Annotated in this window: 11 protein-coding genes; 6 read left to right on the forward strand and 5 right to left on the reverse strand. The window is 60.8% G+C overall.

The genetic code is table 11. The features are described from left to right. Nucleotides 1–13 precede the first annotated feature (13 nt). Nucleotides 14–1996, reverse strand: a complete 1983-nt coding sequence (locus RS75_RS14455) for a phosphatase PAP2 family protein (RefSeq protein WP_045021789.1) — start codon at nt 1994–1996, stop codon at nt 14–16. A gap of 234 nt (nt 1997–2230) precedes the next feature. Continuing rightward, nucleotides 2231–3511 carry an ABC transporter substrate-binding protein gene (locus tag RS75_RS14460; protein WP_045021791.1) on the reverse strand — a complete coding sequence of 427 codons (1281 nt, stop codon included), beginning with the start codon at nt 3509–3511 and terminating at the stop codon, nt 2231–2233. Nucleotides 3512–3705: 194 nt separating this feature from the next. Here RS75_RS14460 and RS75_RS14465 point away from each other — a divergent pair, with 194 nt between their 5' ends. Genes RS75_RS14465 through RS75_RS14490 form a run of 6 tightly spaced genes read left to right on the forward strand, consistent with a single transcriptional unit; the run spans nt 3706 to nt 11852 of the window. Beyond that, nucleotides 3706–6231 (forward strand): hypothetical protein, encoded by a 2526-nt coding sequence (locus RS75_RS14465; RefSeq protein WP_045021593.1) that lies wholly within the window; start codon nt 3706–3708, stop codon nt 6229–6231. Nucleotides 6232–6244: 13 nt separating this feature from the next. Then, nucleotides 6245–7339: a beta-galactosidase BglB gene (gene bglB, locus RS75_RS14470; RefSeq protein ID WP_045021596.1), complete on the forward strand. Its 1095-nt coding sequence runs from the start codon at nt 6245–6247 to the stop codon at nt 7337–7339. After that, on the forward strand, nt 7336–8688 hold the full coding sequence (gene pglB / locus RS75_RS14475) for a polygalacturonase PglB (protein ID WP_045021597.1): 1353 nt from the start codon (nt 7336–7338) through the stop codon (nt 8686–8688). Before bglB ends, pglB begins: the two co-directional genes overlap by 4 nt. Beyond that, nucleotides 8688–9794: an ABC transporter ATP-binding protein gene (locus tag RS75_RS14480; protein WP_045021600.1), complete on the forward strand. Its 1107-nt coding sequence runs from the start codon at nt 8688–8690 to the stop codon at nt 9792–9794. The genes pglB and RS75_RS14480 overlap by 1 nt, the downstream gene beginning before the upstream one ends. Before the next feature lies 1 nt (nt 9795). Further along, on the forward strand, nt 9796–10791 hold the full coding sequence (locus RS75_RS14485) for a carbohydrate ABC transporter permease (RefSeq protein WP_045021602.1): 996 nt from the start codon (nt 9796–9798) through the stop codon (nt 10789–10791). 2 nt (nt 10792–10793) lie between these two features. After that, the gene (locus RS75_RS14490; RefSeq protein WP_045021604.1) at nt 10794–11852 is read left to right on the forward strand and encodes a carbohydrate ABC transporter permease; all 1059 of its coding nucleotides are present in this window, start codon (nt 10794–10796) and stop codon (nt 11850–11852) included. A gap of 204 nt (nt 11853–12056) precedes the next feature. Here the strand turns inward: RS75_RS14490 and RS75_RS14495 are convergent, their stop codons facing one another. From RS75_RS14495 to RS75_RS14505, 3 genes are all read right to left on the reverse strand, one after another. Next, complete coding sequence (locus RS75_RS14495; protein ID WP_200893639.1) at nt 12057–13103, reverse strand: LacI family DNA-binding transcriptional regulator; 1047 nt, start codon at nt 13101–13103, stop codon at nt 12057–12059. Nucleotides 13104–13303: 200 nt separating this feature from the next. Then, nucleotides 13304–14089 carry a TIM barrel protein gene (locus RS75_RS14500; protein ID WP_045021606.1) on the reverse strand — a complete coding sequence of 262 codons (786 nt, stop codon included), beginning with the start codon at nt 14087–14089 and terminating at the stop codon, nt 13304–13306. 9 nt (nt 14090–14098) lie between these two features. Next, a complete protein-coding gene (locus RS75_RS14505) occupies nt 14099–15109 on the reverse strand; it encodes a Gfo/Idh/MocA family protein (protein ID WP_045021607.1) in 1011 nt (336 codons plus the stop codon). Between the last annotated feature and the right edge of the window lie 9 nt (nt 15110–15118).

A 15118-nucleotide genomic window follows, 5' to 3' on the forward strand; every position in this document is an offset into this window, starting at 1 on the left:
CGAGCCCGATCGCCTATTCGACCACCACCGACAATCCCGAGCCGGTATAAATCGGCCGCACCTTCACATTGCCCGCGTCTATCGCCGCAAAGGTCCCGGTCAGGCCATTGGTGGTGATCACGTCAAACCGCGTGCCGGCGGACGGCGCGGCGCCATCGAAAACGAGCCGCAGAGTGGCGCCATCGAGCGCCGCATTGCCCTTGATGTGCAACGGGGTCGTTTGCGGGCCGAGCGCCAGCGTGCCGCCCGTCTGCGCATAGTCGCCGCCGATGACAACGTTGCTGTCGCCCTTCAGCGAAAGCGTACCGCCGGAGACCAGAATGCTACCGGTTCCAAGCGCGTCGGCAGAGGAAGCCACGAGTGTTCCCTCCTGCAGGACGGTGCCGCCGCTATAGCTGTTGGCGCCGGTGAGCGTGAGCGCGCCGCTACCCGATTTGACGAGACGCCCTGCCCCGGCAATATCGTTCGTCCAGCGGTCGGCCGCATTGAACCCGCCGGCAGCGGCATCCATCGTCACGTCGACATCGCCGTTAAACGCGCCGTAACCGGCAGCGGCGGCAACCAGATTGATCCGGCCCCAGCCATTGCTGTCGTCAAGTAACGGATAGCCCGCTTCGATGCCGGTGGAGAACAGGACGGCGCGCCGCTGCGCGGCATCGAGATAAGGCAGGCGCGTCTCCAGCAGGACCTCGGCCCCCTTCGGCACCACCATCGGCGCATCGCCCGCGGTTTTGTCGCGGCTGAAGGAAATGGTCATCCGCCGGCGATAATCAGCCTTGTTGGTCGTCGCATCCGCAAAAGGGTCTACATCCGGTTTCGCGCTATGGGCAAAGTCGACCAGGGACTGTCCCGCAGGCAGGCGTTTTGCAAAATAGGCCTCCAATTCATCATGCGCGGCCTTCTTGAGATCGGCGTTTTTCGGATCCTGCAGAATAGCGGCAGCTATGGCGGTAGCCGTGATGCGCCCGCCGATCACGTCGAATGGCGAATGCATGCCGGCAACGATACGGCTTTCGCCGAGTTCGGAAGCGGCCGTCAGCAATTCGGAAAAACGCTCTGGTACGACATAGGCATACGTGATGGCGGCAAGATAGGCCGCATTGGTGTGACCGCTCGGAAAGCCGCCATCCTTGCCGCGTCCACGATTCTCGCGCGCATATTTGAGCGCGGGTACAACAACACCCGGATCGGTTTCGTAAGTTTCAAACTTCCGGTCGCCGATGGTCTCGGTGCCGGTCTCTATCACCTCGCCCCTGGCGTTCATGCGCCATGGGCGCGGCGTGGAATAGAAATATTTCGCTGGCGACGTCGTGCCTTCCGGGCCACGCATTACCTTCATGAGGGCCACCACATCCTTCAGCTCGGAATCGGCCGCTCCAGCCTCGGTGCCCTTGTCTTCTTCCTTGCGCGTGATGACCTGGTTCGGATCGAAATCCGACAGGGTGTGATTGATCGTCGTCGTTGCGCCCGCGCCTTCGCGATACCATGCGGCAAGCGGCCCCATACCGTCGATCATGCTGTAACCCTGCGAGCGGCGGTCTTTCATATATGCGTTCAAGGCGGCGGCGGGGGTGCGGTTTTCACCGGTCACGGAAAGCACGTAACGCATGTTTTCCTGCCAGACATCGGGATTGACGATCTTCACATGGCTGAAATCACTCGGACCGTCACCATTGGCGCCGCCATCCACCCATTTTTCATCGCCCAGCGTCCAGATGCGATTAAAACCGGAGAGAATCTCGATGACGGGATTGTCGCGGTCGTCATAGGCGCGGACGTCCTCGTCCCTGGCATTCTTGCCGGTCTGATTACGATAGGTATCGGAAAGCGGCAGTGGATATTTCGCAGCGGGTTCGGGCACCGTAATGGCATAACCCTGGCCTGCCGGTGCGGTGCGCTCGAATGCCTGCACGTTCGCGACAAGAACCAGCAATGCAACGGAGGCAAGCAAGGTCGACCGAGCGGACGGAAAAGACGACATCTTCAGTTTGGCCATGACGAATCCTATGATTTTCAGCGAATGACGCGTGACGAGAGCGGGCGCGCGCAGCTTCCGGCGCGCCTCGCCGACAGCTTTATGCCGGGCGTATTGCAGTTTTTTTTCGGTGTGCTGATTTAGACAGATCACATATGCCGGTACGGCTCGCGCGCTAGCGACGAGATCTGCCCGGAGCGTAATTCCGGGCAGATCAAAAACTTGGTTATTTCGTAAGAACAGAACGATCGCTCATTATTTCTTGACCGCGACGGCCTCGTTGATCTTGGCGACATCGTCTTCCAGGACCTTGTAGGTCTGGTCGAGCGTCAGTTCGCCGACGATGAGCTGGCTCATGCGCTGGACGATCTGCTGGTACATGGCCGTGCCGCCCTTGGCATGTTCGAACTCGCGGGCGGCCTGCGGCACATTCTTCTTGTTATCGAGGAAGACCTGCATCGCCGCCTTGGCGTTTTCGCTCTTCAGCTTGTATTGCGGATCGACGATTTCAGCGCCGGTCAGAACCACGTAATTTTCGGCGATTTCCCGCTGCACCTTTTCAGAGCCGAGGAATTCGACGAAATGAGCCACGTCTTCAGGATATTTGGTGCGCTTGAAACCGACAACTGCGGTGCCGCCCGGCATGGCGTAACATCCAGCATCGCCGCAGGGCGCATTGATCGCCGTCCATTCGAAACTGTCGCCGATCTTGTTCTGGAACGGATTGACCATCCAGTTGCCGGCCAGATAGGTCACGACGTTGCCGTTGACGAACTCGTCACCCATGTTCTTGTATTGCGAACCGCCTGCTGCTCCCCACATTTCCTTGGGGAAGCTGCCGTTCTGCGTCCATGAGAAAATATCGGCGATGTATTTTTTCGCCGCATCGTCGGGGAAGCTGAACTTGCCGTCCTTCACATAGGTCGAGCCATAAGCAAACGCGCCGCCGGAGAAGCGGTGGCCGGAACGGTCCATGGTGAAGGGGATCTGCACGCCGGTCGCCTTGGCGACGCGGGCCGACGCCTCGACGATTTCGCTGAATTTCGCGGTCGGGCCGGGCAAGGGTTCACCCGCCTGCTCGAACAGGGTCTTGTTGACGAAGGGCAGGTTGAGCGTCTGCGACGCCATATAGCCGTTGATCGACTGCGGATCGTTGACGCCGGGCAGGCGAAGCTGGGCAAGGCTGGAGCCGTGCAGTTTCGCAAAGCCATCCGCATCCTTCATGTAGGGGCGCATGTCGAGATAATAGGAGGCGAGCTGCCAGTCGGTGATCTTGGCGACATCCGGCCCCTCGCCCACCGCAAGCTGCACCGGCAGTTGCTTGGAAACGGCATCGTAACCTGAAGACACGAAGTTGATTTTTACACCCGGATTGGCCGCTTCGAACTCCTTGCTGAGTTCCGACATACGCTGCACATATCCCTGGTCGTCATCCGTAAAAAGGAACGTGATCGTTCTGGTATCGGCCTCTGCGACCGAAAGGCCTGCGATAGAGGCGAATACGAGGGCGCTGACGCCCGAAAACAGTTTCACCATGCTCATCCTCCCAATGAAAAACTTTTCATAAATCGAACCGAAGCTCCTCTTCTTAATTCGATTTATGATGTTTTGCGACTTGACAGAATAAACGTCAAGCTGTTTGTTTCGGCTAAATCACACAAATCGACGCAGGAAAGCGAAACAGGATTTGTGAAAATTATTTCATAAAGATCGAAGGGAGGCGATCCATTATGACAGATGGACCATTTGCGGCGGCCGCGTCTCAGCCGACTTATACCGTCGCTGACGGCGAAACGGTGGCTGCCTGGATCGTCTCGGATCTGGTGGAGACATCATTTCCGGGCATCGCAGCGCCGGCGGAAGACCGGGTCAACTACCGCTTCATCAACGGCTTCGTGGATGTCGGCGACCTGCCCTGCCGCAAGGCCTTCCAGCAAACCATGATCGGCCGCGACATCGCGCCCAACGCCGGCTGGGCGGTCTCCCACCTCAACCTGCCGGGTTCCAATCGCCGCGTCGAATTTACCGGTTTCTGGCATGTTCCGACCCATGTGCAACGCTGGCTGAAGGGCACGTTCCGCAGCGACACCGCAAGACAGACGCATTTCAGGCTGCGCACCTGCGGCGGCGTTCGCATCTGGGTGGGCGGCGTCGAACAGGTCCGTTTTGAGCCCTTTATCCGCAATGTCGAAGCGAGCCGCGATATCACGCTCGAGCTTCAGGCCGGTGATAACGAGGTGCTGCTGCTCTGCGAAGATCTGGCGGAACGGGATATCATCTGGTTCTTCGAGCTTGAGGTCATCGACGCCACGCCGCTCACCGTCGTGCTGCCGGTGCCACTCGACCGGGAAGAGACGAAACGTCTTGCTGCACTCGTACGCGATGTTCGCCCCGCACGCGACGTCTTTTCCGGCACGGCACTTGAACTCATCTTCGATGCCGCACCGGTGAGCGACCTGCCGGTCCATATCCAGGTCAAAAGCCACGGCCACGAGCGCGCCGCCCTTGCCGAGGCGGATATTGTGCTGAAAGCCGGGCAATCCACCCTGATGGTTCCCGAGACGACAGGCATCGCGGACGGATATCACGGCGTCAAGATCACCATGGGTTCGGGGGCCGGAACGGTGACGCGCGTCATCGACGCGGCCTTCATGGGCGCGGTGGCACCGCAACCGGCAGCCACCGATATTGCCGAGCGAAAGAAGGCCGCATTGTCTTTCAGCGCCCGCTTCGGTGCATGGCGTATCGGCCGCGCGCTGGCGATGGTCGCCACCGGCAGCGACGACATGCACACGATCGGCGGCATTGTCGATGCGACGCTGCGTTCCATCGATCGCCGGGAGGATTGCTCCGATTTCGTTCTGGTGCCGCTCCTCTGGATGGTGCACGCCTATGGCGACCGGTTACCGGCAGAGATGCGGTCGCGGATCGATGCCTCTATCCTCGCCTATCGTTATTGGGTTGACGAACCAGGCAACGACGTCATGTGGTTCTGGAGCGAGAACCACGTTCTCTGCTTCCACACCAGCCAGCTGCTCGCGGGAGACTATCTCCCGGACGCCATCTTCAGCGCCTCCGGGCGCACCGGCAGGGAGCAGGCGGCGCTGGCCGCAGACCGGCTGGAGCGCTGGTTCGACAGCGTCGAGGCGCATGGTCTCGCCGAATGGAACTCGGCCGCCTATTACCCGGTGGATTTCATCGGCCTCCTCGCCACCGAACATTGGGCGGGACCAGAACTTGCCGCCCGCGCACGCCACCAGCTCGATCTCATTTTCGAAATGATCGCGCTGCACACACTTGGCGGCGTTCCCTCCGGTTCGCAAGGCAGAGCCTATGACAAGGAACTGCGCGCCGGGCCGCTGACGGAACTGGCACCTTTCGCGCAGGTTGCCTTCGGTCAAGGCTGGCTCAACAATGGCGTCGCCTCTCTGCCGATGTTCTGCTGCGGTGACTACCTGCCGCCGCCGCATCTTGCAGCACTTTCGCAGTTGCCAAGCGGACGCATGGTCGAGGCGCGTTACGCGCAGGGGCTGGAGCCGGGCAAGCTCGTGCTTTTCAAGAACGAGGCCGCCCAGCTTTCAACCGTCGTGGACCACAAGACGGGCCGCAAGGGCCATCAGCAACACGTCATGGACATCAAGCTTGCCGGTCACCCCATGGCGCGGCTATGGGTCAACCATCCCGGCGAGGACGATCCGTGGGGCACGCAACGCCCCTCCTACTGGGCCGGCAGCGGCATCCTGCCGCGCGTGGCGCAGCATCGGGATCTGGCGATGATGATCTTCGACACGGACGATCATCGCAACGACTGGACCCACGCCTATCTCGGGCGGGACGGGCTGGACGAGGTATTGACGGAGGGCAACTGGATCATCACCCGCTCCGGCCGTGGCTTTGCCGCACTTTCTGCGACCAATGGTCTTGAGACCATCACCATCGGTGCGACCGCCAACCGCGAGATCAGATCACCCGGCCGCCGCGCCGGCTGGATCGGCATCATCGGCTGCGGAGATACGGACGCATTCACCCGCTTCCGCGAAAGAATTCTCGCCACGCAGGTGATGTTCGATGCCGACAAGCGCCTGCTGTCTGTCATGCCGCCCGGTGGCCCCGCACTCTCCCTCAACTGGGACGGCAGCTTCACCATGGGCGGGCAAGCCATGGCTTTCGACCACGAGCAGCCGCAGCCACAGATCACCTTCGACAGTGCCGGACCTGCCGCAGACAGCGGCGCGGCACAGCCATTTTACTCCTAAGCGGAACCATCAGATGAACCAGCCAAGCATCGAGAAAGACACTCTCAGGACGACGATCGACAATGTCGCCGCCGCCTTCAGCCGCCTCAAGGGCATACAGGAAGGTCTGGCAAGCGGCAGTTCCGACGGCAAGATCCAGTTCGACGAATGGGATTGGGAAGTGGGCGTCGGCCTTTATGGCTTCCTGCGCCGGGCGCTGGCTGCAAACGACCAGAAGGCGCTGGATGATCTGGTGACCTGGTATGGCTGGCAGATCGAGCGTGGCCTGCCGCCGCGCCAGATCAACAGTTCCGCGCCCATGCTGCCGCTCGTCATCCTGACCGAACATGTCGACCGGCCGGACTTCCGGGCGCTGGTGGAAGACTGGGCCGACTGGCTGGTGCACAAATTGCCGAAGACCGAGGATGGCGGCTTCCAGCACGTCGTCAAGGAACGGCTGAATGAGGGCGAATTATGGGACGACACGCTGTTCATGGCCTGTCTGTTCCTCGCCCGCGCCGGTGTGGTGTGCAAGCGTCAGGACTGGATCGATGAGGCAGTCTACCAGTTCATGATCCATGCGCGTTACCTGTCCGACCCCGTGACCGGGCTGTGGTATCACGGCTGGACCTTCATCGGACGCCACAATTTTGCGCATGCCTTCTGGGCGCGCGGCAATTCCTGGATCACCGTTGCAATCCCCGAACTCTTCGAACTGGTGCCGACGCTTGCCGAAAAGGACAAACGTTTCCTCGCCAATGTGCTGGCAAGCCAGGTGCGGTCGCTGCGCCAATATCAGCGCGAAGATGGCATGTTCCACACGCTTCTCGACGATCCGACTTCGCCGGTCGAGACCTCGGCAACCGCTGGCATCGCCTACGGCATTCTGCGCGGCATCGAGGCCGGTATTCTCGGCGAAGAAAACCGCGCCCATGCCGAGCGGGCGCTGAAGGCGGTGCTGGGCAATATCGATGACGACGGCGTCGTTCACGGTGTGTCAGACGGCACCCCCATGGGCCACGATCTCGATTTTTACCGCCGCATTCCCAATCTGCCCACGCCCTATGGGCAGGCTCTGACGATGCTGCTGTTGATCGACGTGTTTCTGAAAAGGCCGCAGGCATCATGAGTGCTCACACCAATATCACCATTGCCGCCGTGGGACGCGACGCCACTGCCGAAATCCAGCAGGCAATAGATACCACATCGGCCGCAGGCGGCGGCGTCGTGTCGCTCTTGGCCGGGCGGCATGTCAGCGGCGGCCTTCAGCTTAAAAGTGGCGTGGAACTTCATCTTGCACAAGACGCGGTACTGGCGCCGATTTCCGACTACGACGCCTATGCCCATACGTCCGTTTCTGTCATCGCCGAGGATTCCGATCGCGGCATGATCATCGCAAAAGGCGCAAGCAACATCGCCGTCACCGGCCCCGGCCGCATCGAGGCGGGCGGTGAAAACTTCATCATCGGTGACGACGAAGCCATGGGAACCTATATCCCGGCGAAAAAGCGCCCGCGCGTGATGGTGCTCGAGGCCTGTAGCAACGTGCGCCTTGAAAACCTCGTCGTCAGCGGTTCACCAATGTGGACGCTGCACATGGTCGATTGCGAAGATCTGAATTTCCGCAACGTCCGCGTTGAAAACGACCGGCGCCTGCCCAACACCGACGGCATCGTGCTGGATGCCTGCCGGCGCGCCCTGATTACGGATTGCACCATATCCACCGCCGATGACGGCATCTGCCTGAAGACCAGCGCCGGGCCGGATGGCAAGGCCGTCGGCGCCTGCGCCGATATCACCGTTCGCCGCTGCACCGTCTCAAGCATGAGCTGCGCCCTGAAACTCGGCACGGAATCCTTCGGCGATTTCACCGATGTGGTGTTCGAGGATTGCAAAGTCATCGCATCCAATCGCGGCATAGGGCTTTTTTCCCGCGATGGCGGGGAAATGCGCAACATCCACTTTTCACGCATCGAGACCGAATGCCACGAAACGCCGGGCGGTTTCTGGGGATCGGGCGAAGCCGTGACGGTCACCGTGGTCGACCGCCGTCCCGAACGTCAGGCCGGCAAGGTCGAAAACCTCGTGGTGGAAGATCTGAGCGGTTCGATGGAAGGCGCGATCAATCTCGTTTCCACCTCGAAGGCGGGCATTCACAACGTAACGCTCAGCCGCATCACGCTGTCGCAGCGGCCGGGCAAACTCGGCACCGGCCTCAAATATGATCTTCGCCCGACCAATGCGGATATTGCACCGAGCCCGGAGGCCGCCGGCCGCGCCAACGCCTGGACACGCAGCGCCGACGGCAGGATCGTCGGACTGGAGGACTATCCCGGCGGAATGCCTGCGGTTTATCTATCCGGCGTTCACGGATTTTCTGCGCGCGATGTCGCCATTGGCAGAACGACGCCCTTGCCCGAGGGCTGGAATGAAAAAGAGATCGTCGCAGAGACGACCTTGCCCGAAGGGAGCAGGTAATGGGAAGTCTGAAGCTGGAAAACCTCAACAAGGCATTTGGGGCCGTTCATGTCCTGCATGACATCGATCTCGAGATCGAAAACGGGGAATTCGTTGTTTTCGTCGGCCCATCGGGCTGCGGAAAATCCACGCTGCTGCGCATCATCGCCGGTCTTGAGGACGTCTCGTCTGGCAGCATCGGCATTGGCGGACGCGATGTCAGCGCCCTTTCGCCTGCCGAGCGCAAGATCGCCATGGTCTTCCAGTCCTATGCGCTCTATCCGCATATGAGCGTGCGCAAGAACCTTGCCTTCGGCCTTGAAAACCTGCGTTTCAAGCGGGCGGAAATTGAAAGCCGCATCAACGAGGCCGCGCGCATGCTGGCCATCGAACCCTATCTCGACCGCAAACCAAAACAGCTTTCCGGCGGCCAGCGCCAGCGCGTCGCCATCGGCCGCGCCATCGTGCGCGAACCGGATATCTTCCTGTTCGATGAGCCTCTATCGAACCTCGACGCGGCGCTGCGCGTGCAGACCCGCGCCGAAATCACAAGGCTGCATCGCGATATCAAGACGACGATGATCTATGTAACCCACGATCAGGTGGAAGCCATGACCATGGCCGACAAGATCGTGGTGCTGCGCGCAGGCCGCATCGAACAGGTGGGCAGCCCGCTCGAGCTTTTCGACAATCCGCGCAACCTCTTCGTCGCCGGCTTCCTCGGTTCACCGCGCATGAATATGCTGAAGGGCACATTCGTCACCGGTAGCGACGGCAACCTCGCAATCGACACCGGCTACGGCGTGTCCCTGCCCTGCCTTGTCGATCCCGCCGCAGCTACTCCCGGACAGGCAGTTCTCGCGGGCATTCGTCCCTCGCATTTTGTCATCACGCAGGAAAAGGGCCTGCCCTTCGAGGTGCAGTACCACGAAAGCCTCGGCACCGAGACCTATCTCTATGGCAATCTTCAGGGCCAGAAGGAGCAGATCATCGTGCACCAGGCCGGCCATTTCGCGCCCGCTTCAGGCTCGGTCCTGAACATCATGCCGGCGCGCGAAAGGGTGCATGTCTTCGACCCCACCACGGAGCTGGCACTGCCGCGCCTCGACAGCCAGGGGAGAGGTTAGCATGGCCAGCCAAAAGCTTGCGAGACTGTCCGACCGCGCACTCGATGCCGTGATGGCAATCGCCGAGGTGCCGCTCAACCTCATCGAGCGGTTGATCGGCAAAAAACGCATGCCCTATATTTTCCTGATGCCGAACCTCGTTCTGTTCGGCATCTTCACCTTCCTGCCGATCGCCATTGCCGTCGGTTACGCCTTTACCGGCGGCACCGAACTGTTGATCAGCGACCGCCCCTTCGTCGGTCTCGACAATTTCAGCAAGCTGCTCGATTGCCAGAGCTACATGGACCCCGGAAGCTGCCGGGAATCGCTGTTCTGGACCGCGATCTGGAACACGCTCTGGTTCGTCGGCTTCAACGTCGTCGCCACACTGTTCGTCGCACTGGTCACCGCGCTCATTCTGAACAGGGCGATTGCCGCGCGCGGCTTCTTCCGCGCCATGTTCTTTTATCCCGTGCTGTTGTCGCCGGTAGTCATCGGCCTCATCTGGAAATGGTTTCTAGACCGCAACGGCCTGCTGAACGCCTTTTTCCAGATGCTCGGCGTACCGCCGGAAATCTTCCTGCTGGATGTCGGCTGGTCGCGTTTCTTCGTCGTGGTCGTATCCGTCTGGTTCCATATGGGCTTTTACACGCTCATCCTGCTGGCAGGCCTTCAGGCCATTCCCAAAGACCTATACGAAGCCGCCGCAATCGACGCCGCCTCGCCCCGGCGCACATTGCTGCGCATCACCCTGCCGCTGCTTGCCCCCAACCTTCTCGTCGTGCTGATCCTTTTGATGATCCGCTCGGTGCAGATCTTTGATGAAGCCTGGGTTTTGACCAATGGCGGCGGGCCGGGCACGGCCAACACATTCGTGGTGCAATATATCTATCAGATGGCCTTCGGCAGCGATCTCAGGCTCTTCGGCCTCGCATCCGCCGCATCGGTTCTCATGGGCCTTGTTCTTCTCGCGCTGACGCTCGTGCAACTGCGCCTCGGCAAAAAGATGGAGTCCTGATCATGTCCGGCAATCTCAACGCAGTCACGTTCCTGACGCGAACCCGCCGCCCCGGCAGGATCGGCCTCACCGATATTCTCTCCTGGGTCTGGCTCATCGGTGGCACGCTCGCGGTGCTGATACCCGTCGTCTGGGCCGCGATGTCCTCGCTGAAGCCGGAAGCCGAGATCACACGGTTTCCGCCGAGCCTTCTGCCGCGCGCCGCCGTACAGGTGGAGGTGCGGGGTTACGACAGGCCGCTCAGCCTCTGGACCGTCGCCATCGACGGCACGGAGCGGGAAATGGCCATGGTCCGGCGCGTCGGCATCAAGGCGCAGATGGTGGATCCGGCCAATCCCGGCCCGCCGGTCAGCGTCGACACCCGCGAAATGTCGCCCGTCCAGAAACTGACGATCGCGACGCAGAACTTCACCGATCCCCTGACGCAGTTCAACTTCCTGACCTTCCTGAAAAACTCGGTCTTCGTCACCGTCGTCGCAACGGTTCTGACTCTGATCGTCAACGCCATGGCAGCCTTCGCGCTCTCGAAGTACCGCTTCAGGGGAGAAAAGGCGATTTTCGTGCTGATCATCTCCACCCTGATGATCCCGCTTACCGTCGTCATGGTGCCGGCCTATCTGGTCATCGTCGGTGTCGGCCTCGTGGACAATCTCTGGGGCGTCATCATCCCCACCGTCGCGACGCCGACCGGCGTGTTCCTGCTCAGGCAATATATGCTGACGATCCCCGACGAGCTGATCGAGGCCGCGCGCGTCGATGCGGCAAGCGAATTCCGCATCTTCTGGCGCATCATCCTGCCGCTGACGGCACCGGCTCTTGCGGTTCTCGCGATCTTCTCTGTGCTGTGGCGCTGGAACGACTTCCTCTGGCCGCTGATCGTCCTCAGCAGCCGCGAGAACTTCACGCTGCAGGTGGGCCTGAACGCCTTCCAGGGCGAGTTCTCGGTGCAATGGCACTATATTCTCGCCATGACCTTCCTCAGCCTCGCCCCTGTGACCGTCGTGTTCCTGTTCCTGCAACGCTATATCACCACAGGGATTGCGGGGACGGGCATGAAGTAAGCCCGGGCATGGGGCGAGTCTGATACCCCACCTCGTCATGCCGGCCTTGAGCCGGCATCCAGCCGACGCGCGACTGCGCGGCGAAAAACTCTTTTCAGCCCAAGGACTTTTGGGCTGGCTAGGTTCCGGCTCAAGGCTGGAATGACGGCAGGAAGCTAGTTGTCTGAAGGACATTCGTCCCCCCAAACAGGATGGAAGAGTCCTCTATTTTCGCAGCGGCGCGATGCTGCCCCTCAGCACAAGCCGACAGCCAAGTTCCAGCCGGTGCGCAGGTCGGGTCGGATCGGCGGCGACAAGCCGTTGCTCCAGCAGCGAAAGTGCCGCACCGCCCAGCCTATCGGCGGGCAATTGGATGGTGCTGAGCGGCGGCGCACTGAAGGCCGCCGGCATGATGTCATCGAAGCCCAGCACCGAGACGTCATCGGGAACCCCGACACCTGCTTCAGTCAGTGCTTTCAGACAGCCGAGCGCCAGATTGTCCGCCGCGCAGAAAATCGCTGTGGCGTTTCGGAGCGGCCGGTCTTCGGCAAGCAGGCTGCGAATGGCCGCTTCACCCCATAGGGGTTCATAGCTCTCCACCTCAACGACCATGTTTGCCGGAACCGGAAATCCCGCCGCAAGAAACGCGTCACTATAACCGTCGTAACGACGGCGGATCGTCGTGCGACCCTTCCAGGTAATGTGCAATATATTGCGATGGCCGAGGGAAAGCAGGTGCTCGATACCGAGACGGGCGCCGAAACGGTTCTCCGCCGTCACCGTATCGACGATCATGGCCGGGTCCTCGCCATTGATCAGCACCACTGGTTTGCCGAGCGCCGAGAGTGCCTGCACCAGTTGCGGCCGATCATCATTCAAAACCACAATGCCATCGACATTATCGGCATCCGCCGCCTGCGCCACCGCGACAGGGTCAAGCCTGCTCGTGGCGCTGACGAAAGGAACGATGCGAATCCCGCGCCGCTCGCATTCGCGCCGGAAGCCGTTCAGCATCGTCCAGCTGACCATGTTGAGATCGCTTTGCGGCGCTGCATCGTTGGTCATGGCCAGCAACACGACGCGCAGGGTAGCGATCGTCGCCTTCTGCCGGCGGTTTTCGAGATAACCGAGCGAGCGGGCCGCCTCCAGCACACGCTCGCGAACCAGCGTGGTCAAAGGGGCCGTACCATTGAGAGCGTGCGAGGCAGTGCTCAGCGAAACATTCGCCTGCTGCGCCACGTCCTTAAGCGTCGTTTTCCTGTCTATTTTCATAAAGGGGAAATTCAACCAATCTTCTACGGATGGTGCGGGCAGAAAGCCTGCTCAAAGCAGTTGATTTCAAGAATACCCGAGCCTGATTGCTGCTCTGTTTTGTCACGCAAAGACTACAGCATCATCTGTGAAAGCGGAATTGATTTCTCTGTCTTTTTGCCGGTCACGCCACCACGGCAAACCGCAGACGATAAAGGCGGTCATAGTACCCGAGAGATGTAGTCGATGCTGTCCTTGACGGCAGCCGCGGGGTTATTCAATTCATGGATTTCCGCCGCGAAAGGTTCGAAACTGTAAGGCCCCATATAGCCCGCGGCCTCAAGCGTCCTGATCTGGGCGATATTTTCCAGTCGGTCGCCGCCATCCACCAGAACGCGTTGAGCGTCCAGCATGTCGGCTATGGAGACTGCAGGGTCGATCACGCCGGAAATGTGGACGAGGCCGGTACGTTCGGGGAAGAATACCGTCTCTCCTGCCAGATGGTGGTGGAAGGTGTCGTGGACCAGCCTGTAGACATCGCCACCGCCGGCCGCGTCGATCGCTTCGATTGCCAGCGCCTTGGTACGTAGCGACGAGACGGGGAAACCGAGCGGCTCGACAAGGCCGATCAGTCCGCGTTCCTTAAGGATCGGCTTCATGGCTTTCAGCGCGGTCACGAGATCATCGAATGAGACTGCCGTTCCATCATTGAGCGGGCACATGACGAGTGCCTTCGCGCCGCTTGCGGCGGCATAATCAGCCATGGAAAAGGCCCGTGCGGGTAGGTCGCCCGACCAGACGTTGAAGGGATAAAGCGCATTGATCGAGATGATCGTCACGCCGGCCTTTTCGGCCGCCGCCTTCACCGCCGCCGGGTCCACGGTACCGACAATGTCAGGCAGGTCGTTGCGGATTTCGACTTCGGTCAGGCCGAGATTGCGGGCTGTCGCGAAGAATTCCTCGAGGGACAGCTTTGGCGCCGCGATGTGGTTGATGGCAAAACGCATGAGATTTCCTCACTGATAAAGGGCGGGACGCGGGGGAAGGTCGATGGCGACCGCAGCGCCCCCGGTTTCCTGCGCGGCCACGCAGGCATCGGATGTGATGGCGGCCACGTAACCATCCCATGAATTAGGCCCGGCCGCTGTGCCTTTCGCCGCCGCATGGATGAAATCCTGCAACTCCACATCGTAGCTGGCAATGAAACGGTCTTTCCAGTCGGTGAGGATGTCGTTCTGCAGCTTTGCGCCGAGGCGCGTCTGGACGGACATCGGTTCCGGCAGGCTGGCTATGCCGTCTTCGCCAACCACCTGGCACTGGATATCATAACCATAATGGCAATTGACGAAGATTTCGACGTCGATGATCGTGCCCTTTGCCGTTTCCAGAATGACGATCTGCGGGTCCTTCAGCCGCGCATGGCTTCTGGCCGCTGAGCGAGGAAAGAGAACCCGCGCCGAGACATAGTCGTCGTTTAGCAGCCAGCGCAGCACGTCGATCTCGTGGATCATCGTGTCGTGGATCGCCATCGGGGTGACGTATTGCTCCGGAACCGACGGGTTACGGTGGGCGGCATGCACCATGATCGGCGCGCCGATCTTGGTATCGACCGCCTGTTTCAGCGCCACATAACCGCTGTCGTAACGGCGCATGAAACCGACCTGAACAAGCCGCTTGCCCTGCGCCACCTCGGCGCCGACGATGCGTTTTGCGCCTTCCGCCGTTGTCGCCAGCGGCTTTTCGCAGAAGCAGGGCTTGCCGGCGGCAATGGCGGCCAGCACATATTGCTCGTGCGTGGCACCCCAGGAGGTGACGAGCACGGCATCCACATCCGGCGACGCGATCAGTTCCTCGCCGGTGGCGAAGATGACGGCATCCGGGGCGATGTCGTTCCTCACCGCCTCGGCGGATGCCGGGTTGACGTCGCTGAGCGCCACGACCTTCGCGCCTCCCAACACCCTGTTGATACGGCGGGCATGGTCACGGCCAATTGCGCCGGTGCCGATGACACCAATTCTCAAAGTCATAGGAAAAAC

The organism is Rhizobium nepotum 39/7 (assembly GCF_000949865.1).
GTDB classification, from domain to species: domain Bacteria; phylum Pseudomonadota; class Alphaproteobacteria; order Rhizobiales; family Rhizobiaceae; genus Agrobacterium; species Agrobacterium nepotum.

Excerpts from the sequence above, each read along its gene's own strand:
- RS75_RS14465 (WP_045021593.1), top strand. The coding sequence starts at position 3,706 with ATGACAGATGGACCATTTGCGGCGGCCGCGTCTCAGCCGACTTATACC.
- RS75_RS14505 (WP_045021607.1), bottom strand. The coding sequence starts at position 15,109 with ATGACTTTGAGAATTGGTGTCATCGGCACCGGCGCAATTGGCCGTGAC.
- RS75_RS14490 (WP_045021604.1), top strand. The coding sequence starts at position 10,794 with ATGTCCGGCAATCTCAACGCAGTCACGTTCCTGACGCGAACCCGCCGC.
- bglB (WP_045021596.1), top strand. The coding sequence starts at position 6,245 with ATGAACCAGCCAAGCATCGAGAAAGACACTCTCAGGACGACGATCGAC.
- RS75_RS14480 (WP_045021600.1), top strand. The coding sequence starts at position 8,688 with ATGGGAAGTCTGAAGCTGGAAAACCTCAACAAGGCATTTGGGGCCGTT.
- RS75_RS14500 (WP_045021606.1), bottom strand. The coding sequence starts at position 14,089 with ATGCGTTTTGCCATCAACCACATCGCGGCGCCAAAGCTGTCCCTCGAG.
- pglB (WP_045021597.1), top strand. The coding sequence starts at position 7,336 with ATGAGTGCTCACACCAATATCACCATTGCCGCCGTGGGACGCGACGCC.
- RS75_RS14495 (WP_200893639.1), bottom strand. The coding sequence starts at position 13,103 with ATGAAAATAGACAGGAAAACGACGCTTAAGGACGTGGCGCAGCAGGCG.
- RS75_RS14485 (WP_045021602.1), top strand. The coding sequence starts at position 9,796 with ATGGCCAGCCAAAAGCTTGCGAGACTGTCCGACCGCGCACTCGATGCC.
- RS75_RS14455 (WP_045021789.1), bottom strand. The coding sequence starts at position 1,996 with ATGGCCAAACTGAAGATGTCGTCTTTTCCGTCCGCTCGGTCGACCTTG.
- RS75_RS14460 (WP_045021791.1), bottom strand. The coding sequence starts at position 3,511 with ATGGTGAAACTGTTTTCGGGCGTCAGCGCCCTCGTATTCGCCTCTATC.